The following is a 22,276-nucleotide window of genomic DNA, read 5'->3' on the forward strand; positions in this document are numbered from 1 at the left end:
TCAATCCATTTGAGTCGGACTCTGGAAAGGAATCCAATATGTTCCCGTTCGTTAAGACTAGCGATGCCGACGACGTGCTCGATGACACGCCGCCTTATGTGCTTGAAGCCATTGATTTGCAAAAGACTTACGGTCGTCGTCGCGTCGTCGACGGTGTTTCATTGAACGTCGGGCAGGCCGAGATTGTAGGATTGCTTGGTCCCAACGGTGCGGGCAAGTCAACCAGCTTTCGCATGATTTGCGGCATGGTCGAACCAGACCGTGGACGCGTTTATTTGGACGGGCGCGACGTCACGACTTGGCCGATGTTCTTGCGCGCTCGCGACGGACAAATGGGTTATCTGCCGCAAGAGCCAAGTGTGTTCAAGAAGCTAACGGTGGAACAAAACATCTCGGCGTTATTGGAATTGTTGGGCATGGACCGCGCCGCTCGCAAAGAACGCACTGATGAATTGCTCGAAGAGTTCAACATCACGCACATCCGCAAGAGCAAGGCAGGCGGGTTGTCGGGCGGCGAGCGGCGTCGTTTGGAAATCGCGCGTTGCTTGGTATCGAATCCCAAAATTGTGATGCTCGACGAACCGTTCGCGGGCATCGACCCCGTAACGGTGCAGTCGATTCAGGAAGTGATTTTGCAACTGCGTGAATCAGGCATCAGCGTGTTGATCACCGATCATGCGGCCCGCGAAATTCTGGGCACCGTGGATCGCTGTTACGTGATCTATCAAGGGCAAGTCTTGATTGATGGCACGCCAGAGGAAGTCAAGCAGCATCCTAAGGTGCAGCAGGAATACCTGGGCAACCTCGATGGCGTGGACGTCAATAGTTCAACCAAAGCTCACGGAGTTCCCTCGCCCCATTTTCGTGGAGCTAGAAAGCCGACCCGCAGCGTCACTGACGTTTGATACCCCTCGGACGTTCACGTGCCAGAGATGTGTGCGAATGATCTGATGCGAATCGTGGTACGCAAATCAGGGTACGCAAATCGTGGTACGCAAACTGTCGTATGCGTAGGTGAAGTCATTCGAAGCCACTGGGGTTTGGACCGGGACTGTTGATCGAGAGTCCCAAATCCGTTGCCAGCAATTGCGTGCCTTCTATTGCATGTCTGCTATTGCATGTCTGCTTTACGTTCAAGCAGCAACCGCATCATCTCTTCGGCCGAATTGATAGCGATATCACGTATCAGGTCACGTTGAGTCTCATCGCCGAACTCATATGTGACCGCGTGAATGCCGAGTTCACGAGCCACCCAAGCCTTGCTGGTCGATCGGTGAGCGTTGTGGCCATCATCGCGTAGCATCTCAAACGCAGGCATGCGTTTATCGATGGCGGCAACCCACTGAGTCGTAAAGCCTGGAGGAAACAGTTCGGTTTCTCGGGGCGGTGTGTAGAAGACTTCGTTAAACGTGCTGTGGAAATCAAGAAACAACCACAATCGACCGTTCTCTCGGTCTCGTAGCGTTAGCATTTCGTCGCGGATCGCTTTGGTTTCGGGCTGGGTGAATCGAAGCCAATCGCGATTTAAATCGACTCCGTTAGCGTTACTGCGCCAGTATCCTCGTTCGACTCCGTCGGGGTTGGCCACCGGCACGATGACCGTCAGGAAGTTCTCGCGAAACTTTTTCGCCAAGTTGCTATCGGTGTTTATCGCGTCGACAAAGTGCATCATGCCAATCGTTCCCGTGACCTCGGGTGGATGCTGTCGCGAAAGAATGAAGATGGAATCTTTCGCATCAGGATTGCCAATGGCGACTCGATGCAGTGGGTTGCCGAGAACGGACTGACCAATCACAGATTGATCGACGTCAGGCTTCGTTGACAAGCCCTTCATCCAACTGCCAACTTCCTTTTCACTGACGATTTCTTGACCAGCGACCCATAGCGATTTTTCGCCTACGGGAATGTTCAACGTTACTTCGCGACCGGTGGGATGCCGCGAAACGACAAGGTTTTCAGCCGATTCCCAATTCACTCGATCGCGACTGATCTTAGGAGCGTATCGGTGAGACCCGCCTTCGTAACGCAAGCGAACTTGAATTTCGCGTTCGGAGTCTGCTTTGACCCGAAAAGCGTACCAGGCGCTGTCGTTGATCGGTTCGAGTTCGGGTTTGATGGTGATTTCGAAGTGATCTTTTTTCTCAACGAGACTGTCAATTTTGCCGCCGGGAAAGTCCGTGTCGAATCTTATCCCATGTTCTTTAGATTCGTAGGAAACCTCGGTGCTTATCAGCGTAGAAGGATCTGCAATCGCGTTGGTGCTACCAACGACTAGGCCTGCTGCTGATATCGCTGCTGCAAGAAACACGCGGCGAAAGCGGTGGGTATGAGCGCACATCATGAACTCGTCCTGAGGGAAGTTTGTGAAACTCAAACTTAAACAGAGGGTCTGCTTAAGCGCCGTTCATCCATGAATGGCTTGCCGATGGCGTTTAATAAGTTTGAATTCGGTGAGTTTCACGTCGGTAGGGTGGGGTCAAAGCAACGCTTTGAGCTGAGGTGGGATACTAAAAGTATAGCATATGCCGATCTTAAAACCAAATATCGATCACTCCAGGGCAAACGGAAGGGGCTGCCATGCCCTAATCACGTTGTTTATGCGCTCAATCCACGCACCGTTGAAATTCTGGTATCAGATCCCAGCATCGACCGGGTTGGAGCAGTCGTAGAGGAAAGAGCGGTCCCCCAATTCCCAGCCACAATGGCCGTGTTACGATCGTTGCCTCATTGCCATTCACCTGTCTTTCGCGAAAAGTTATGACTGAACCAGCCGTCGAATCGGATACCCGGCCCTGGGAAGAACTTCTGAAACTCGCCCGCCAGGGCGACGAATCTGAGTTGTCTGATTACTTGGCGAGTCTCCCGCCAACGGATCAGGCGTTTGCGTTTGCTCACCTGGACGATGAAGACGCAGAATTGATCGTCAACACGCTTTCGGTCTCGCACGCTGCGGAATTGTTGTCGCGACTTTCCGAAGCACAAGCCGCGGGTTTGGTGGGAACACTTTCGCCGCAATTGGCGGCAGCCATCGTTCACGAATTACCATCGGATGAACAAGCGGACGTGCTCGGCGAATTGGCCGACGATCAAGTGGGTGCCATCCTCGATCAGTTGCCCGAGGATGAAGCGACTGATCTGCGTGAGTTCATCGCTTACAACGACGAGGTGGCCGGTGGGTTGATGAATCGCGAGCTGATTCGCATTCCTTTGAATGAAACCATCGGTGGTGTGATTCGCATCATCGAGTCAGCGCTTGAACGGCTGACCGAGGGCGATGTTCGATACGGCTATGTGGTCGACGATAGTGATCGCTTGGTCGGTGTGCTACCAATGCAAAACTTATTGTTTAGCAAGCGATCCACCGCAGTCGGCGATGTGATGATTCGCGAGCCGATGACTGTTCACGATCAAACCCCTTTGGACGATTTGATCGATGTGTTTGATTCGTACAATTTTCTTGGCATTCCTGTTGTTGACGCTGATCAGAAACTCGTAGGTGTTGTGCTCAGGCAATCGGTTGACTATGCCGCTGGGCAAGCAGCCGAAAGCGACTATTTGAAGAGCCAGGGTATTGTCGGCGGTGAAGAACTACGAACCATGCCGCTGTGGTTGCGCTCGCGACGACGTTTGAGTTGGCTGAGTGTCAATATTTTGTTGAACGTGGGAGCAGCCAGTGTGGTGGCGTTCTTTCAGGACACGTTGCAGTCGGTGATTGCCTTGGCCGTGTTCTTGCCGATCATCAGCGACATGAGCGGGTGCAGCGGTAACCAAGCGGTCGCGGTCAGTATGCGAGAATTGTCACTGGGGTTATTGCGGCCGACGGAAGTCTTGCGAGTTTGGATCCAAGAACTCGGCGTCGGGTTGATCAATGGCGCCGTGCTGGGACTCTTGGTGGCGATCGCTGCTCTGCTTTACAACGGGAATGGCTACCTGGGATTGGTTGTTGGTACGGCGCTATTTGCCAATACGATCGTGGCGGTGTCGATCGGCGGCACGGTACCCCTTATCGTGAAACGATTCGGATTTGACCCGGCCATTGCCAGCGGCCCGCTGCTGACAACCATTACTGACATGTGTGGATTCTTTTTGGTGTTGGGAATCGCAAGCCAAATGATCGACAAGCTGACTCAATAACTACGCTCCTGGCGTGCAACGGAGTCGTGATTCAGACGTTCTGGTTTTGCTTGAGGCTTTCAAAGTGACCTTGTCGAAGTGAGTGTGTCGAAGTGAGCGGTGAATAATCTGTAGCTGACGCTTGAGTCAAAAGCTTCCTGAGTGCTTCGCTGTCTAGTATCGAGCGTGTAAGAGCTTGGTTGTCGGTTGCATGTCGCGACGTTTTGAGTTCTGTTGGACGGATCGTTTTGACCGCTTGATGTCCCTCGAGAATACACGATGAAGTTTTCTAATTGCGTTTTGATACTTGCGCTGATCCTGGTCTCGGCTAGCCTCCGAAGTGAAGTCACGGCTGATGACGTGGCCAAACGTCCCAACATTGTCTTTGTGCTTTGCGATGACCATCGTTTTGATTGTTTGGGGATTGCAGGGCATCCATTCTTGGAAACACCTCACTTGGATCAACTTGCACGTGACGGGGCGATCTGCAATCGCGCGTACGTGACAACTTCGTTATGCTCACCCAGTCGCGCGTCCATTTTGACGGGCCAGTATGCTCACAACCATCGTGTGATCGACAACTATCATCCCGTCGATCCTGATTTGGTTTTCTTTCCTCAGCATCTGCAAGCAGCGGGCTACGAAACGGCCTTCATCGGCAAGTGGCACAAAGGCGGCGAAATTGATGACCCTCAGCGAGGGTTTGACCATTGGATCGCATTCAAAGGACAAGGCACTTACTTTCCCGATGGCCGTGGCACGACTCGGGAAGTTCCGCAAACGACTTATGACGGTCTCAACATCAACGGGAAGCGGGTGCCACAAAAAGGCTACATCACCGATGAACTAACGGACTATGCCATTGAATGGTTGGCAGACCGAAGCGACGAGAAACCGTTCTTCTTGTATGTCAGTCACAAAGCCGTGCACTCGGATTTTGTACCTGCTGACCGACATCGCGGTCGCTACGACGATCAACCGCTTCCGATCGAAGTGCCCAGCGTGTCAGAGATGAACGCGGGTAAGTTGCCAATGTGGGTTCGCAACCAACGCAACAGTCGTCACGGGGTGGACTTTGGATACAACTTGAAAGGCTTCACGCCGGAAGTTTACTACCGACGTTACTGCGAAACCTTGCTCGCTGTTGACGAAAGCGTCGGACGTCTGCGTCAAGAGCTTGCGGATCGCAATTGGATGGACAACACGGTGTTCATTTACATGGGGGATAACGGTTTTCAGTTCGGCGACCATGGGTTGATTGACAAACGAGTGGCATACGAAGCGAGCGCTCGCGTGCCTTTGATCATGACAGCGCCCGGACGAATTCCATCGGGGCAATCGTTTGATGGTTTGATCGCGAACATCGACATCGGACCGACGTTGCTGGAAGCGGCGTCCGCTAAGCCGCTGGACGAAGTGGATGGAATGAGTGTGTGGAAACCACTCTGTGAAGCCGACGCCGGCAGTTTGGAAGGTCGTAGCGTTCTGTATGAGTATCTTTGGGAGCGAAACTATCCTCAGACTCCGACAATGCATGCGTTGTTAGGGACTCGCTACAAGTACGTTCGATATCATGGCTTGTGGGATCGAGATGAGTTGTTTGATCTGCAAAATGATCCAGGTGAAATGCGCAACTTGATCGACGACGAAGACCAAGCGGTTCGCGTAGAGGAGATGAACGCTCGGTTGTGGGAGATGATTCAATCAAGCGATGGAAACGAAATCCCGATTTTGGAAGATCGCGGTTCAACGTATCCGTTGCGAAATCCTCAGAAGGCACCGCAAGCGAGTTTTCCTGATGAGTTTTTTAAGTAGGGCTCGGTATGGATCGACCAGTGGACTGGAAATCGCTAACGAAGCGTCTATCGCAAACGGACTGGCAAATAGCACTGGTGGTAAGTGGTGGCGGAATCGGTGCTATCGAGCGATGCATGAAGCGAGCGGGTGCGTCGGTGAACTTTGTGGAAGCGGTCGTTCCCTATTCGCGAGCTTCGATGCGGGACTACCTTGGCGCGCCGATGGTAGGGAAGAGTGCATCGAAAGAGACGTCAATTCAACTCGCGCAAGTGGCATTTGAACGAGCGGTTTCGTTTTCTGACATCGATCAGGGACGAGCCGTCGGGATCGCGTTGGTCGCCGCCATGCCCACGTTTCCCGCACGCAATCAGACCAACCAAATTCACGTTGCGATGATAACAATGAATGGATGTCAATCACGTTCTCGCGAATTAGATGGTCAACTCATTGACCGTGACGACGCCGAAGAAATCGCTGAGGCGATGGTAGCAGAGATGGTTGAGAATCTTACCGGGTAAATTGAGAATCCACTTTGCAAACGCAACGTCAGATCCGAGTTCCGTCTACAATGTCCAGCTTCTCTCGCCTCGACTGGACCGATTCGCATGAAGCCCAACGAAACGAACGACGACGAAATTGTGCCACCAGCATTGCGGGAGGTTAAGTATGAATACACACCTGCTCTCGTCGATATCTTGACCCATCTCAATACGACCATTTTGGTATCGACCTATCAAGCTGGCAAATTGTTAGTGCTTGGTGCGAAAGATGGGAAACTAACAATCTCTTTCTTGGACTACGAGCAACCGATGGGGCTGGCGGTAAGTCCGCATCGGATCGCCGTGGGTTCGCGCCGGCAAATGCACTTCTTAGTTCCAGCTCATGAAACTCAGGAGCGTGATTCGAAGTATGACAGTTGTTATGTGCCTCGCACAAGTTTCTATACGGGCAATGTTCACGGGCATGACTTGGCATGGGGAAGGGAAGGCTTGTGGGTCGTCAATACTCTGTTTTCGTGTTTGTCGACGCTGCACGAAGACTACAGCTTCGTGCCGCGATGGAAGCCACCTTTCATTTCGCAGTTGATCGATCAAGATCGCTGTCACCTAAACGGCATGGCGATGGTTGAAGGCGAGCCCAAGTTCGTGACGGCGATGAGCCAAACCGACACGGCCGCAGGCTGGCGACCGAATAAGGCCAATGGCGGTGTGGTAATGGAAGTGCCTAGTGGTGATGTGATGTGCAGCAATCTTTCGATGCCACATTCGCCTCGTTTTTATTCTGACCGATTGTGGGTTCTCGATTCTGGGCGGGGTGCGTTTGGTTATATCGATCAATCCAGCGGTAAGTATCAAACTGTTGAGCAACTTCCTGGTTACACTCGCGGATTATCTTTTGCCGGTCAATTTGCCTTCGTTGGGCTATCAAAGATTCGCGAGACGTCGGTATTTGGTGGGGTGCCAATAGCTGAAAAGCGTGATGAGCTTCGCTGCGGTGTCGGTGTGATTGATCTGACGACCGGCAAGACCGTAGCGGTTTTTCAATTTCATAGCGGCGTGACAGAAATTTTTGCGGTTGAGGCGCTGCGAGGATTTAGCAATCCGCTGATTGCCGGTGCATCGGTTGATCAACAGGAACGTGAAGTTTGGATCGTGCCAAATCCAAACGGACCGATTCCAGTGGTCAAACCCAGCGTGCCGCTGTTTGCGACGCCTTCTATTGACGGGGGATCATCATCAGGGGACTTGTCTCCTGCTCAATTGATCGATCTGGGGAATAAGCGACAAGAACAGGGTAACCAACCATCAGCGATGTTGTGTTACCAACGTGCATTGGAGATTGATCCCAAGTGCATTCCGGCTTTGCAAAATCTCGGCTATCTGGCGTTCAATATGGGCGAAGCTGAAAAAGCAAGCGACGTCTATGATCGGCTGCTCGCGATTGAGCCTTCGGCGATCAATTACCTGCTCGCTGCTTCGGTCTTGCCAGTGATTTATGACTCAGAAGCGGAAGTGCAGCATTGGCGAGAACGTCAGTTGAAGGTCCTTGAAGACTTGGCTGCTACCGGCGAGCAAGTGGACGCGACCAAGAGTTTAGTACCCACATGCTTCTTCGCGGCATATAAGGGGCTCAACGATCGTGACGTGATGCAGCGACGCGCAGCAGCGGTGAAGGGAACCGATTTTACATCTCGTCAGAGAGCTGAGCGAAGCGATAACAGACTGCGAGTTGGTTTCGTTTCGGCATACTTCCGCAACCACACGATTGGGCGTTTAAATATCGGGCGGCTTGAAAATCTTAGTCGTGAAAAAATTCACTTGAGCGTGATTTATGCCGGACGAGAACAGGACGAGATGAGTGAGCGATTTAGAGCGACGGCTGACGATTACATCCGTTTGCCGCGTGACTTACCTTCCGCAATCGCGACAATGTCAGAATTGGATTTGGATGTGCTTGCGCACGCCGATGTCGGCATGGACTCGCTAACGCAAACACTCGCTTTTTCTCGTTTCGCACCTGTTCAGGCAGCAACCTGGGGCCATCCCGATACAACGGGAAGCACGATGATGGATTACTTCATTTCCAGTGTGGGCTTAGAGTCCGAGAACAGTTCGGAGGCCTATTCCGAGGATTTGGTTCTTCTTCCGTCATTGGGGATTCAGTACGAGCGTCCTTCGCTTCCCGAAAAACATAAGATCCGCAACGATTTGGGTTTGTCTGATGATGCGAATCTGTACGGGTGTCCCCAGACGCTGTTCAAGTTTCATCCTGATTTTGACGAGATTCTTGCGGGCATTTTGGAGGCAGACCCGATCGCTGAGTTAGTGTTGTTGGAAGGCCGACTGCCCGAGTGGACCCACCGACTGCGAAGGCGATTTCGACGCACTTTGCCTGAGGCGGGAAAACGAGTGCGTTTCTTGCCTGCACTGCCGCATGAGGACTTTCTCTCGCTCGTTGCCAATGTCAATGTGTTGCTTGATCCAATTCATTTTGGTGGCGGGAACAGTTCGCTGGAGGCGCTCGCAATCGAAACGCCTCTGGTGACGATGCGAGGCGACTACTTGCGCAGTCGAATTACGAGCACAATTTATGAGAGCGTGGACTTTACCGATTTGATTGCGGGTGACGCAGAACAATATATCGGGTTAGCAACACGAGTCGTTAATGACGATGATTTCCGAGTTAACGTGCTGCGAAAAATTCGCGATGCGTCCAAAGCATTGTTCGATCAAGCCGGACAGGCCGATGAGCTAGAGCATTGTCTGTTGACGATGACCAAAGCAGGCTAGAGAGAACTGTACATAATTTGCGACTAAGTTCACCGTTCGCTTAGTTGGGCGGCTGTTTGTACTAGGTTGACAAATTCACTTCGAAGGCCTGTGGAGTCATTCCCGAGGGCGGACTGTGCGACCTGCTGGATGTCGGCAAGCTTCCATGGTTTGCCCTGATCTACCTGACGCAATGACATTCCGAAACCGGCCACCGCGGCTGCGAATCGGAAGTCTGCATCGGCGAGATCAAATCGAGTCGAGTCGTTGACGACGACATGTTCGCTCCAGCGACTGTTAGATTCCCCCGGCAGTTTGTAGCGTAGCTTCACAGTCATCAATTCACCTGCATTGGGATCGGCAACAGGAGTTTTCGCGGCGGAGTACTTCAGCGGATCGATATCCCTCAGGATATCGGTAGTTAAGCCAGCGGGGATGATCTCGTAGAACGCGGTAACCGTGTGGCCGGCGCCGATTTCTCCTGCGTCAACGGAATCGTCATTGAAGTCCTCATTGGAAAGCAACCGATTTTCGTAACCCAGCAACCGATATCCAGCGACGGCCTTGGGATTCAATTCGACTTGAATCTTCACATCTTTGGCGATCGTGACCAGTGTCGAGGTCACCTGTTGGACCAGTACTTTCCGAGCTTCGCTAGCCGAATCGATGAATGCATAGTTGCCGTTTCCGCGATTGCTGATCTGTTCGAGCATCGAATCGTTCAGGTTTCCCATCCCGAATCCAAGCACTGTCAAGTCAATCCCGCTAGCAGATTCCCGTTCGATCATGCGAACGAGCTCATCGTTGCTACGTTGGCCGACATTGAAGTCGCCATCGGTGCAAAGGAGGACTCGATTGACGCCATTGGATTGAAAGTGATCGCGAGCAATTTGGTAGGCAAGCCGCAAGCCATCGCCTCCGTTGGTGGATCCGTACGGGCGAAGTGAACGGATCGCTCGACTTATCTCGTCTCGTTCGTTTGCGGCGGTCGAATTCAGAACCAAGCCAGCCGATCCCGCATAAGCAACGATGGCAATTCGATCTTGGGGCGACAATTGCGAGAGCAGCAACAGCAAGCTGCGTTGTAACAGTGGCAACTTATTAGACGCTTCCATGGAACCGGACGTGTCAATCAGTAGCACCAAGTTGGCAGGGTCTCTTTGTCGCCAGTCAATATCGCGTCCCTTGAGTGCGATTCGAACAAGTTGATGGTCATCATTCCAGGGACAATTTGTAACTGCGAACCTAGTCGCGATCGGTTCGCTGCTCTCGGGATCGGGCAATGCGTATTGGTAATCGAAGTAGTTCACCAGTTCTTCGATCCTAACAGCGTCAGGCCGCGGCAGGCGTCGGTAGTCTCGCAAGTGTTGGCGCACCTTGCTGTAAGACGCGGTGTCGACGTCAATCGAGAATGTACTTAGCGGCTGATGAGCGGCACTGATGAAGGGATGAGTATCGATCACATCGTGTCGATCCGAATCCGAGTCTCGTAGGTCAGGGGCATGGTCATCTTCAGCAGACTCATGAAGGTACATTGCATCGTCAATCGTCGAATGAACGTAACCTCGTTGTTGCTGGCCACATCCGGCAACCAAGATTGAAAATGTGAAGGCGACCAGTTTGCTTAAGGAAGGATGTGAGATGGGTAGGCAGGGAATGGCCAAACGATTCGTGGTTAAATGATTCGTGGTTAAGCGCTGCACGGCTAACCACTTCATGGCGGGACGCTTCATGACTGGACATTTTATGACTGGGCATATCACGGCTAGGCACTCCAATGACGGTATGTTGAAGAAGATCGCTGTGAGAGTGAGCGACACAGCCAAGACGATTCGTCAAAGGCGATGGATTTCGGTGTTTAGGAAAAAGTCCAATTTTTAATTCCGTTCGTCATCCTGGGTTCGTCTTCATGGCTTAGCGTGCGAGTACGCAACGCTCCTGTTTTTGTCACTGTTTTCCCGCTACGGTCGTGCCGCGGCGAAATGGTGTCAGCGATGACCAGGAGCACTAGCGATGACCAGTGACCAAAGTTCGTCATGTCAAACGCATGTACGGCTTGGCGGCTCAATAGACGACGACGAGAGTGTGTTGAATGAAGGTCCTCAGCAGGGGGTAAAGCTTCGGCAGGTCCAGAGCTCATACCGAGGCAGATCCCGAGCTCATGCTGAGTCTGAGTCTGAGTCTGAGTCTGAGTCTGAGTCTGAGTCTGAGTCTGAGTCTGAGTCTGAGTCTGAGTCTGAGTCTGAAGCAGGGGCAGAGGCAGGGGCAGAGGCAGGGGCAGAGGCAGGGGCAGAGGCAGGGGCAGAGTTAGGGCGGGGCATCCAACGCACCGATTCGCTTAAGCCTTTCAGCTAGGGAACAATTGACGCACTTCGCCGAGCACTCTGGAATTGGCAGGTGACAATTCGTGCATGGAGTATCTAAGATATTGCCTGCATTCTGCGATTCCCGCCTTCGACTTCTGGATTCACGTCGACTATGAGCGTCACCCTTCCCGGCACGACTTCCTCCTCTCAAACATCAACCATGCTCGACTTTGCGGACGGATTCATTCGCCGGCATATTGGCCCCTCAGCTAGTGAAATGGTGGTGATGCTCGACGAGCTAGGGTTTGATTCACTTGATTCATTCACCGACGCCACGGTGCCGGCCGAAATTCGTCTCGACCACGACTTGGACATCCCTGCACCGCGGGGCGAACGTGAATTCTTGATCGCGCTGAAGACGATTGCTTCGAAGAACAAGGTTTACCGTTCTTGCATCGGAATGGGGTATACCGGGACTGTGACGCCACCGGTGATCCTCCGCAATGTTCTTGAAAATCCCGGCTGGTACACCCAATACACTCCTTACCAAGCTGAAATCGCTCAGGGGCGTTTGGAAGCGTTGTTAAACTTTCAGACCATGATTGCCGATTTGACGGGCCTACCGCTCGCCGGTGCAAGCTTGCTCGATGAAGCCACCGCCGCTGCTGAAGCGATGGGGATGTGTGCTTCGATTGCCAATCACAAGAAGACTGGTTTTTATGCCGCGGACGATTGCCATCCGCAAACGCTTGCGTTGCTAAAGACCCGAGCAACCGGTTTGGGGATCGATTTGAAGGTCGGTCCGATCGAGGACATCGATTTTGCGCATGGTGAGGGCGGTTTGTGCGGTGTCTTGGTTCAGTACCCAACGACCGACGGACAGATTGTCGATTACCGCGATCTCGCCAAGCAAGCTGCTGACAGCAAGTGTTTGCTCGTAGCCGCTGCTGACCTGCTTGCATTGACTGTTCTGACACCGCCGGGCGAATGGGGCGCAGACATCTGCATCGGAAGTGCACAACGGTTCGGAGTTCCAATGGGACTCGGTGGGCCTCACGCAGCCTTCATATCCACCCACGACAAGTTCGCTCGCAAGCTACCGGGACGTCTGATCGGGGTATCTAAGGATTCGCATGGCGATCGCGCGTTGCGGATGGCAATTCAAACTCGCGAGCAGCACATTCGTCGCGACAAGGCGACCAGCAATATATGCACGGCTCAAGCATTGTTAGCAATCATCAGTTCGTTCTACGCTGTCTACCATGGACCCGATGGGCTGAAGCAAATCGCCACACGAACCCAAGCGTTTACTGGCGCGTTGGCATTGGGATTGGAAAAGCTCGGCCATAAGATTTTGGGCAATGGAACCATTTTTGACACCATTCGCATTGAGCTTGGTAAAGGCCGGCGTCATGCCGCTCGTCAAGTTGCCGATGCCGCTCGAGAACGCCAAATCAATCTGCGCGAGTACGCTGACGGGACACTCGGCGTCACGCTTGATGAGACCACCGATCGCGCTTTGGTGGCTGACTTATTGGCTGCCTTCAACTTCGGTCACTACACCGGTTTCGATGTCGATGCGTTGCTCGCTGAGTTTGACCAAGCGGGTCGATTGGCGCTAGGAGTTCACCAACGAACGAGCGAATACCTGACGCATCCTGTTTTTCATCAGCACCGAAGTGAAACGCAGTTGTTGCGTTACATCTTCAAGTTGATGGGACGCGATTTATCGCTGGCGCATTCAATGATCGCGTTGGGATCGTGCACGATGAAGCTCAATGCAACGAGCGAGATGATTCCGGTCACGTGGACCGAGTTCGCCGACATTCATCCGTTCGCACCTGATACGCAGTGGCGCGGTTACACGCATTTGTTCCGTGAACTCGAGCAATGGCTTTGCGAAGTCACCGGCTTCGCGGCGGTGTCGTTGCAACCTAACGCGGGCGCCCAAGGTGAATACGCGGGCTTGTTGGTGATTCGTGCCTACCACGAACACATGGCCAAGAAAGCGGGCGTTGAAAATCGTCGCCATGTTTGTTTGATTCCCACATCGGCCCACGGAACCAACCCTGCTTCGGCTGTGATGGCGGGCATGAAGGTCATTCCGGTCGCTTGCAATGATCGTGGCGATGTCGATATGGATGACTTGAAAGCGAAAGCGGAAACGCATGCGGATGACTTGTCGGCACTGATGATCACTTATCCATCAACGCACGGCGTATTTGAATCAACCATTCGTGAAGTGTGCGACATCATCCACCGTCACGGTGGGCAGGTATACATGGATGGTGCAAACATGAACGCTCAAGTTGGATTGACCAGCCCCGGCAACTGTGGTGCTGATGTTTGTCACTTGAACCTGCATAAGACGTTCTGCATTCCTCACGGTGGCGGCGGTCCCGGCATGGGGCCGATTGCGGTGGCTTCGCAACTGGCGCCGTTCTTACCAGAACACCCGGTCGAGCGGCCTGATACGGCGGGCGAGTTTGCCATTGGGCCAGTCTCGGCGGCACCCTACGGAAGCCCCAGTATCCTGACGATCAGCTATGTCTACATCGCGATGATGGGTGCGGCGGGATTAAAGCAGGCTACTCAGGTAGCGATCCTGAACGCGAACTACATGGCTAAGCGATTGAGCGACCACTACGACATCCTTTACACCGATGCCAATGGACGTGTGGCGCACGAGTTCATCGTTGATTGTCGAGCTTTTGAAAAATCAGCGGACGTCAAAATCGAAGACATTGCTAAACGATTGATGGACTATGGTTTTCACGGTCCCACAATGTCATGGCCCGTGCCGGGGACATTGATGATCGAGCCGACTGAGAGCGAATCGAAAGACGAGTTGGATCGGTTTTGCGACGCCATGATCGCAATTCGAAAAGAGATCGCCGCGATTGAAGCTGGCGAGATGGACCGCCAGGACAATCCGCTGAAGAATTCACCGCACACGATGGGTGAAGTTGGTAGCGACAATTGGAGTCACCCTTACACTCGCGAGCAGGCCGCTTGGCCAATGAAGTGGTTGCGTGATGCGAAGTTCTGGCCCACGGTCGGGCGGATCGACAACACTTATGGCGATCGTAATTTGGTGTGCTCTTGCCCACCGATGGAAAACTACGGCGAGTAGATCTTGTTGATGGTGGCGGATCTCATCCAGCGTGACGCTGGGTGAGCGACAAGCCTAAGGAGCTCATTCCATTCGATACGACTCCTTGAGGCCAAGATTAGCATGACATCTCTATCGCTTCGCCTGCCTTCGGGGCCTCGTGGAAAGCTTCGCAATACTTGGCGCGTGCTGAAAAGCCCTCGGCATTTTTTCCAGGATTGTGTCGCGAAGTATGGTGACCCGTTCACGATGAACGCGATCAACGGAAAGGTTGTCGTGACGGGGCGGCCAGAATTGATTGAACAAATTTTCCGAGCCGATCCTGATACGTTTTCTGTCTTCGCCAGCGAGGGTCTCAAGCCGATCTTGGGGGCTGGGTCGCTGCTGATGATGGAAGGCCCGGATCATCGCGCCGAGCGCAAGCGTGTCGCGCCGCCTTTGCATGGTGATCGCATGAGGGTCTACGGCGAGACGATGAAGAGGATCGCCGAACAAGCGATTAGGAAACGCGAAGACGGCCAGCCTTTCACGGGGCTACAGTTGGGAACCGAGATTTCTCTCGATGTGATTTTGCAGACTGTTTTTGGTGCCGATTCAGAAGACCTTCTGCAAGAGTTTCGTGTCTGCACGCGAGCGGCATTGGATCGTTCTTGGCCGGTTCTGTTCTTTTCGCCCAAGATGCAGTTCGGCTTTGCCGGACTTAGTCCCATGGATCGGTTGCGAAATGCGCAGCAACAGCTTCGCGGTGCATTGAAACGAGAACTCGACCGTCGAGGATCAACGATTGCTGATCGAGAAGACATCTTGTCGATCCTTGCTCGACCGACGGAAGACGAGCCCCACCTGGATTTCGAACACTTGGCTGACTCGGTGGGAACTCTTTTGTTTGCCGGCCACGAAACGACTGCGGTATCGGTTGCTTGGGCTTTGTACCATTTGCACCGCAATCCCGGTTGGCTTGATCAATTGCGAGTCGAGATTGACGCCAGTGATGGATCGCCTCTGACTTATTCGAAGATGCCCCTGCTGATGGGAGTCGTCCAAGAAACGTTGCGACTCAACCCGATTGTTACCGAGGTCTTGCGAACGTTGCGTCGACCATTCTCATTGGGCGACTATCATCTTCCCGTGGGTCACTCGGTGGCAGCCGCCGCTTGTTTGGCACACTACGACGAAACCGTGTTCGTGAATCCGAATGAATTTGACCCTTCGCGATTCGTCGACCAGACGTATTCGCCGTCTCAGTACTTTCCGTTTGGCGGTGGCAATCGCCGATGTGTGGGCGCCGCGTTTGCTACTTTCGAGTTGGCAATTGTGTTGGGAACGATCTTGCGTTCGCATGAGCTTGAATTGCTCGACCAAGGCGACGTAGTATCGACGCGTCGGAACATCACAATGGGGCCCTCCACCGGCGTGAACCTGAGGGTGATCCAACGGCGGGGCGTCGATCGGGTATGATGCGTGGCCGACTGTTATTGAAGAAATACTTTTCCCTGAGCTTCGCATGAAAACCCATTCGTCATTGCCTATTGGTGATCAACCGCCACCCGCATTCGGATGCATTGTGTATGTCCGCGCTCTCGACGGAGGCAAGGTTGCTGCTCGTGTGATGAATCTAGACGGATTCGAAGTCGAAGCTTCCAATGAACGCGAGGCGATGTCGAAGTTAGTGCCGCTGTTCCGCACGCGAGTCAAAGAAATGCACGAATCGGGCGAAGAGATTCCTTGGATCGAATCGTACCGCGCACCTGACGAAGGTGAAGTCAAACGCTTCTTGCCCGTTCACCTTTAGGGCCTCGTCGGAATATACAATTCATGCAAAGCAACACCCCTGCTCCCGCGGATGCATTCGCCTTTGGAAAGAACTGGTCTCGTTTTTTGCAAACGCTCAACGACGATCGTATACAGTCCGCTGAATCGTCGCTGAAAGAACTGGTGGGACGGGACGACTGGTCCGGCTTGCGATTTTTGGACGCGGGAAGTGGAAGCGGCCTGTTTAGTCTGGCGGCTCATCGAATGGGTGCGATTGTTACTTCGTTTGATGTCGATGACGATTCGGTGGGCTGCACTAACGAGATCAAACGAAGGTACGCGCCGGAATCGGGCCAGTGGCGAGTCCATCAGGGTTCGCTGCGAGACAAGCCGTTCATGGAATCATTGGGGACCTTCGATGTCGTTTACTGCTGGGGCGTTGCCCACCACACCGGCGACATGTGGACGGCGATCGACCATTTAACTGAGCGTGTTGCCGACCAAGGAACCTTGGTGATCGCTATCTACAACGATCAACTCTATGTGTCTCGGATATGGTCGGGCGTCAAGCAGATCTATCAAAGGCTGCCCGTAGTCCTGAGGCCTGTTTTTGCGGCGTTGGTGGGAGGCCTAGAATTTGTAAAGCGATTGATGGTGACCTTGGCCGCCTGCCTGCTGCGATTATTGATGCTGCGAAATCCGTTAGTGCCGATCTTCAATTGGATCGGTGACACGAAGACTCGCGGCATGCATGGATGGTACGACTTGGTTGATTGGGTCGGCGGATGGCCGTTCGAGGTTGCTAAACCCGAAGAGATCTTTCGGTTCATGCGAGACCGAGGTTTTGTGCTAACCGAAATGACGACCGCATGCGGAGGCCATGGTTGCAACGAGTTTGTATTTACTCGTCGTTGAACCGTCGTGATTCAAGAATCGTTCCGGCTAGAAGTTTTCGGGATAAATAACCAGTTCGATCCGTCGATTGGCGGACCGGCCTGCAGCAGTTTGGTTGCTTTGCCGAGGATTATTGGAACCTTGCGCCACCGTGAACAATTGATCGGCGGGCATTCCCGACCGGCGCGTTAGCAAGTCAAGGACTGCGGCCGTTTGCGCCGCGGTGAGCTGATGACTTGAGGAAACCGCGCCGCCATAAAGAGGTCCGTTATCGGTGTAGCCTTCGATGCCAATACGGTTTCGTGGAAACAGGCTTCGTAGTTGAGCCGCGATCGGATCAAGCGTGGAAGAGGCTTGAGGATGAAGTTGTCCCGATCCGGGCTGGAAGAGTTGGTCCGAGGGAACGACGATGCGGATCACTTCGCCGTCTTGCTGGACAGGGATGCCGCCTAGATTCAAGCGGCTCGCCATTTGAGACAAGTTCGTGTTGGGGGTGATCGCAGCATTGCCCCGTATTTGCGTGCTCGCTTGAATGCCACGTACTTTGGACTCAGCTTCACGGGCCGCGATTGCATTGGATTGAACCTGGCTGGACATGTCAGCGAGTTGACGTCGTAGCAATTCCGACTCGTCCCGATAGACCTGGGTTTGTTGCTCACTTTGGGCAAGTTGAGTTTGCAATTGGCGATTATCATCGTCGAGTAACTGCACACGTCGGCTCAGTTCAGAGATCCTCGCTTCGCCCATCGATACCTGGGCCTGGTTGGGAGCGCCCCAAGGGGCACCTGCTTGACTGGCAAAGTACGGGTTCTGGCTACATCCAGCAACGATCAGCGTCGCGAAGGCGGCGAGCGTGGTGATGCAGCGGTGGTTGAGTAAGCAGTTCATGCTAATTCTCATGCGATTTTCCTAGCGGCGCGAGATCTCAACTCCAACGGATTCGAGAATTCTCGGCAAATTTCTTCATGAAGTGAGTCGGTCGTACCGAAACCCAGTGCCCCAGAGCAAGAGAGAAGTAGCGATCTGGTTTGATGAGGACCGGCAGGAACGCAGTGAAGCATAGAGTCGGTCGCAAGGTTCATGAGCTGAGGCACGATGCGCGGCGTGCGTCCGGGACCCCTAAAACCCGGGACCCCTAAAACCCGGGACCCCTAAAACCCAGGGCACCTGAATACTGTGTCCGTTTGAAAGATCGCCAGCAACCGCTCTGAATACGAAGCCGAGTCTCGGACTACGGGCCCTGGAATCTGTCCCGCACTTTGCTCTTGGTCTGGCGGGCCGAGCTTTGTTACATCGAACAGAACTTCGCGAAGTTATTTGATTCGATCTCGAGGAAACCGAGCCGTATGCGCGACCTTGCACCTTACTTTTCATGTCGATTGGCCCCTCGTGTTTTGGCACGAATGGTTGTCGTTGCGCTCACGTGTACGTTGCTGACCACCGCGATGGTCGGGTGCCAGGATGGACCCATGTACGCCATCAAGGCTGCCAATCCCTACTATTCGTATCGCGAATGGGGGAAGGACAAAGAGATCGGAACGACTGATTTCGAGCGGCGAGTGCAGCTTGCCGAGCTTGCCGAAACGATGCCCGACTTACCTCCCGAACGCCAACAGTTTTGGTCGGGTCAGTTATCGGAATTGATGGCGAACGACAAAAGCGCCGAGATGCGAAGGTTGGCTGTACGTGCCGCCGCAGGCATCGACGATGCATCTTCGTTGACGCTCATCGAAAAGGGCCTTGATGACGAGAGCGTCAAGGTTCGAATGGAAGCTTGCCGAGTACTCGCGTCGAAGCAATCCAATGAATCAGCACGCCTGCTTGCAGCCACCGTGGGTACCGAAACCGATCAAGATGTGAAGCACGCCGCCATGAAATCGCTCGCGGCGCATTCTTCGCCTGTCGCCATTAAGTCCTTGAGCGTAGCTTTGAAAGATCGCAATCCCGCAACGCGGTCGCTTGCGGTCGCTTCGCTCAAAGGCTCCACCGGCAAGGATCTCGGCGACGATCCTCAGACATGGATCGCAGCCCTCGAAAAGATTCCTGATGACTCTCTCACACCGGGCGCCATTGGCGGACCTGGGGATAGTGAGACAAAGGTCGCCAATCGTCTTCAAGACATCTTTCGTTAGTCCAAGGCCATCGGCTTGTTGTTCCTGAATAGTTCTGATTTCTTACGGCTCAAGACACTGTGATGTTGAAACTACGTTTTCCATCGAAACTTCGTTGTGCTGTCGCTAGTGCGATGGTGTTCGTTTTCTTTGACGTATCTGCTCGGGGGCAAGAACTTGGTCGCGTTTGGGTCGATGCCTCGGGCCTGCATTCGATCACTGCGACTTTGGTGCGGGTCGAGAATGATTCGGTGGTTTTGTTGCGAGCCGATGGTGGAGAGGTAAAGCTACCGCTTGGTCAACTCAGTCACGACGATCAGAAATACGTCTCCAATTACAGCGAGAAGATCACTGCCGAGAACGGTTTGCGATCATCACCGCCGCCCAAGCCAGAGGTCGAACCGCTCGAGGCTTTGGAACTTCCCCAAGCATTATTTGAATCGGCCGAAAACAGCGTCCTGGAACTCGGTCCGGCATTGGTCATGGCGGGCGATGTTGGCCTGCCGAGGTCATTGCCAGCAGATCGTTCCCGATTTGCGTTTGGATGCCAAGACATCAACATCGAGATGGACAAGCTCGACTTCACCGACGATCGAGTTTCTCGACCGATTCCGATCATTACCACGGATAAATGGGATACACGAACCACCTCGGTGATCATTTCGGCAAGCACCCAGGTCCGGTTCATGAAAGACACCGCGCGTCACCAAGTGGTGCGATTTGACTTTCAAGACGGGCGGCGTGTGGTAGCGATGCAGCATGATCGAAACGTCGCTCTTCTTGACCATGACCACGACAACCAGCGATCGTTAGTGTTGGTTGATCATGGTCCAGTGGGTGATGGCGGAAAGCTAGCGCTGGCCGAAGGATGGCAGGCTGACAATCTAAGGATCACCAATGCGCGAGCGGTTCCAGGGGCGTCCCCCATACAAACGCAGCCCAAGGTGCGGTGGGCGCGCTTCGTGGATGCCCAGCATGTGATCGTGGCGATTGATTCTTCAGTCGTGCTTTGGAATCTTGTTTCAGGTGAACCGATCTATCGAATTGCTAACGTGGATCTGAAGGCGACACCGGCGCTATCAGGCGGGCACCGTTACTTGGCCATTCCCAGCTACGGAAAAGTCGATCTGCACGAAACGGCAACCGGCAAGCGACTCGGGCAAATCAAGATTGAACCTAAGCTTCCCGCCGTTAGCTTTTCTCCCTATGGCGACTCTCTTGCGATCTCTACTTCTCGAAGAATTCGCGTTTGGAATCTGCCCGGTGCAGCCCTCGACTACGACGTCCAGGCTCGAGAAAGCCTCGGGCGTGAACCAACGGTATGGGTCAACCACGAGCTTTTGCTCACCAGCAGCGGCGTGTTGATGAGTCTGCCCATGGGACTTCCGATTTGGAAGTACGACGTCACAGCGTGTGAAGTCGCGTCGTTAGGTGAGCACGTTGCGATCTTGCGACGTGAGCCGATCGAGCAATTGGTGACTGTCAAGCTTCCGCATCCGGCAGCGCAGGTTACGCTTGAACATCTGCGTTCATCATCTGTCGATATCGACGAATCGAGCTGGCGAATCGCGGGACGAAGTATGTGGAACGGGACACAGTGGGTGGACCGAGACGTGCGAATCGGTGCTAAGCCGATCAGTCGTCGGTAATCACTTCACGGCTAGCATTCGTTCTAACGCGATCAAGCTCCACTTCGTCGTTTCGTCGTCGACGTGGATTTGGTTGACAATGGCACCGTCGCGAAGGTTTTCCAGAGTCCAACACAAGTGCGGTAAGTCGATGCGGTACATCGTGGCGCACATGCAGACGACTGGACTAAGGAAATGAATTTCCTGTTCTGGATGTTCAGCCTTCAATCGGTTTACCAAGTGCAATTCAGTGCCGATTGCCCACTTCGTTCCCGGTGGGCTTTGCTCGACGGTTCGCAAAATTTTACCGGTGCTTCCCGAGACGTCAGCCAAGTCATTGACTTCGCGAGGACATTCCGGGTGCACGAGGATTTTGATGCCCGGATATTGTTTTCGGAACTGATGCACGTGTTCAGCGCGGAACATTTGGTGGACGCTGCAGTGACCTTTCCACAGAATCACTTTGCTGTCTTGCAACGCTTGTTCGCTGTTGCCACCTAGGTCCATTTCGTAAGGGTCCCACACCGGCATTTGTTCTTCGGTGATTCCCATCGTTAATGCTGTGTTGCGACCGAGGTGTTGGTCAGGGAAAAAGAAAACGCGATCGCCACGTTCGTAAGCCCACTCCATCACCGCCGCCGCGTTACTGCTTGTGCAAACGATGCCTCCATGCCGACCGCAGAACGCTTTTAAGCTTGCCGCACTGTTGATGTACGTGACCGGAATCACTCGCTCGGTATCGATCACTTCTGCCATATCGGCCCAAGCCGCTTCGACTTGCTTGATGCCAGCCATATCCGCCATCGAGCAACCCGCAGCCATATCAGGCAAGATCACCGTGACGCGGCGACCATTGCGTTCGGCAAGCTTGTCAGGCCGATTGGCCAAGATATCCGCCGTTTCGGCCATGAAGTGCACGCCGCAGAAAACGATGGTTTCGCACGTCTTACTTGCCGCCGCTGATTCGCTTAGCAGATAGCTATCGCCGCGAAGGTCGGCATGTTCGATCACCTGGTCCTGTTGGTAGTGGTGGCCGAGGATCATTAGACGATCACCGAGCTCTTGCCGAACGGCTGTGATGCGAGCGTTCAGTTCGTCTGCTTCTAAAGACTTGTAAGGCTTCAGCGGATGAACTTCGTTGGGGTTGGCCGTCAAAGCGACGAGGTTATCAGTAGCCAATGCACGGGGTCCTTGGGTCACGTGGTGAAGAAGGCTCATTGTACCATCCCACTTAGCAAGCGGCCCATGCCCTCAAATTCCAATCCCTTTGCCCCCAATCGAAGGTCATCAAGGA

15 protein-coding genes are annotated in these 22,276 nt (G+C 53.6%); 11 read left to right on the forward strand and 4 right to left on the reverse strand.

Annotated elements, in window-relative coordinates:
- The first annotated feature begins 38 nt into the window (after nucleotides 1–38).
- On the forward strand, nucleotides 39–905 hold the full coding sequence (gene lptB / locus Pla22_RS11510) for an LPS export ABC transporter ATP-binding protein (RefSeq protein WP_146514739.1): 867 nt from the start codon (nucleotides 39–41) through the stop codon (nucleotides 903–905).
- A 206-nt stretch (nucleotides 906–1,111) separates the two neighbouring features.
- Here lptB and Pla22_RS11515 read toward each other — a convergent pair whose 3' ends face one another.
- A complete protein-coding gene (locus tag Pla22_RS11515) occupies nucleotides 1,112–2,338 on the reverse strand; it encodes a M14 family metallopeptidase (protein ID WP_146514740.1) in 1,227 nt (408 codons plus the stop codon).
- Between the two features lie 419 nt (nucleotides 2,339–2,757).
- Here Pla22_RS11515 and mgtE point away from each other — a divergent pair, with 419 nt between their 5' ends.
- The 4 genes from mgtE to Pla22_RS11535 all read left to right on the forward strand — a co-directional run bounded on the left by mgtE (nucleotide 2,758) and on the right by Pla22_RS11535 (nucleotide 9,200).
- On the forward strand, nucleotides 2,758–4,134 hold the full coding sequence (mgtE, locus tag Pla22_RS11520) for a magnesium transporter (protein WP_146514741.1): 1,377 nt from the start codon (nucleotides 2,758–2,760) through the stop codon (nucleotides 4,132–4,134).
- Between the two features lie 258 nt (nucleotides 4,135–4,392).
- On the forward strand, nucleotides 4,393–5,928 hold the full coding sequence (locus tag Pla22_RS11525; protein ID WP_146514742.1) for a sulfatase family protein: 1,536 nt from the start codon (nucleotides 4,393–4,395) through the stop codon (nucleotides 5,926–5,928).
- 8 nt (nucleotides 5,929–5,936) lie between these two features.
- Nucleotides 5,937–6,428: a hypothetical protein gene (locus Pla22_RS11530; protein WP_146514743.1), complete on the forward strand. Its 492-nt coding sequence runs from the start codon at nucleotides 5,937–5,939 to the stop codon at nucleotides 6,426–6,428.
- An 87-nt stretch (nucleotides 6,429–6,515) separates the two neighbouring features.
- Complete coding sequence (locus Pla22_RS11535; protein WP_146514744.1) at nucleotides 6,516–9,200, forward strand: TIGR03032 family protein; 2,685 nt, start codon at nucleotides 6,516–6,518, stop codon at nucleotides 9,198–9,200.
- Between the two features lie 29 nt (nucleotides 9,201–9,229).
- Here Pla22_RS11535 and Pla22_RS11540 read toward each other — a convergent pair whose 3' ends face one another.
- Nucleotides 9,230–10,912 (reverse strand): vWA domain-containing protein, encoded by a 1,683-nt coding sequence (locus tag Pla22_RS11540; RefSeq protein ID WP_146514745.1) that lies wholly within the window; start codon nucleotides 10,910–10,912, stop codon nucleotides 9,230–9,232.
- A 745-nt stretch (nucleotides 10,913–11,657) separates the two neighbouring features.
- On the opposite strand from Pla22_RS11540, the gene gcvP reads away from it, so the two are divergent.
- The 4 genes from gcvP to Pla22_RS11560 all read left to right on the forward strand — a co-directional run bounded on the left by gcvP (nucleotide 11,658) and on the right by Pla22_RS11560 (nucleotide 17,264).
- On the forward strand, nucleotides 11,658–14,618 hold the full coding sequence (gene gcvP, locus Pla22_RS11545; protein WP_146514746.1) for an aminomethyl-transferring glycine dehydrogenase: 2,961 nt from the start codon (nucleotides 11,658–11,660) through the stop codon (nucleotides 14,616–14,618).
- A gap of 102 nt (nucleotides 14,619–14,720) precedes the next feature.
- Complete coding sequence (locus tag Pla22_RS11550) at nucleotides 14,721–16,055, forward strand: cytochrome P450 (RefSeq protein ID WP_146514747.1); 1,335 nt, start codon at nucleotides 14,721–14,723, stop codon at nucleotides 16,053–16,055.
- A gap of 46 nt (nucleotides 16,056–16,101) precedes the next feature.
- Nucleotides 16,102–16,389 (forward strand): hypothetical protein, encoded by a 288-nt coding sequence (locus Pla22_RS11555; RefSeq protein WP_146514748.1) that lies wholly within the window; start codon nucleotides 16,102–16,104, stop codon nucleotides 16,387–16,389.
- Nucleotides 16,390–16,412: 23 nt separating this feature from the next.
- Entirely contained in the window at nucleotides 16,413–17,264 is an 852-nt protein-coding gene (locus Pla22_RS11560) for a class I SAM-dependent methyltransferase (RefSeq protein ID WP_146514749.1), read from the forward strand.
- Nucleotides 17,265–17,291: 27 nt separating this feature from the next.
- Here the strand turns inward: Pla22_RS11560 and Pla22_RS11565 are convergent, their stop codons facing one another.
- On the reverse strand, nucleotides 17,292–18,131 hold the full coding sequence (locus tag Pla22_RS11565) for an OmpA/MotB family protein (protein ID WP_146514750.1): 840 nt from the start codon (nucleotides 18,129–18,131) through the stop codon (nucleotides 17,292–17,294).
- A 458-nt stretch (nucleotides 18,132–18,589) separates the two neighbouring features.
- On the opposite strand from Pla22_RS11565, the gene Pla22_RS11570 reads away from it, so the two are divergent.
- A complete protein-coding gene (locus Pla22_RS11570; protein WP_242631949.1) occupies nucleotides 18,590–19,375 on the forward strand; it encodes a HEAT repeat domain-containing protein in 786 nt (261 codons plus the stop codon).
- A 62-nt stretch (nucleotides 19,376–19,437) separates the two neighbouring features.
- A complete protein-coding gene (locus tag Pla22_RS11575; RefSeq protein WP_146514751.1) occupies nucleotides 19,438–21,003 on the forward strand; it encodes an SHD1 domain-containing protein in 1,566 nt (521 codons plus the stop codon).
- Here the strand turns inward: Pla22_RS11575 and nadA are convergent, their stop codons facing one another.
- A complete protein-coding gene (gene nadA, locus Pla22_RS11580; protein WP_146514752.1) occupies nucleotides 21,004–22,200 on the reverse strand; it encodes a quinolinate synthase NadA in 1,197 nt (398 codons plus the stop codon).
- Nucleotides 22,201–22,276 lie beyond the last annotated feature (76 nt).

This window comes from Rubripirellula amarantea (assembly GCF_007859865.1).
GTDB classification, from domain to species: Bacteria; Planctomycetota; Planctomycetia; order Pirellulales; family Pirellulaceae; genus Rubripirellula; species Rubripirellula amarantea.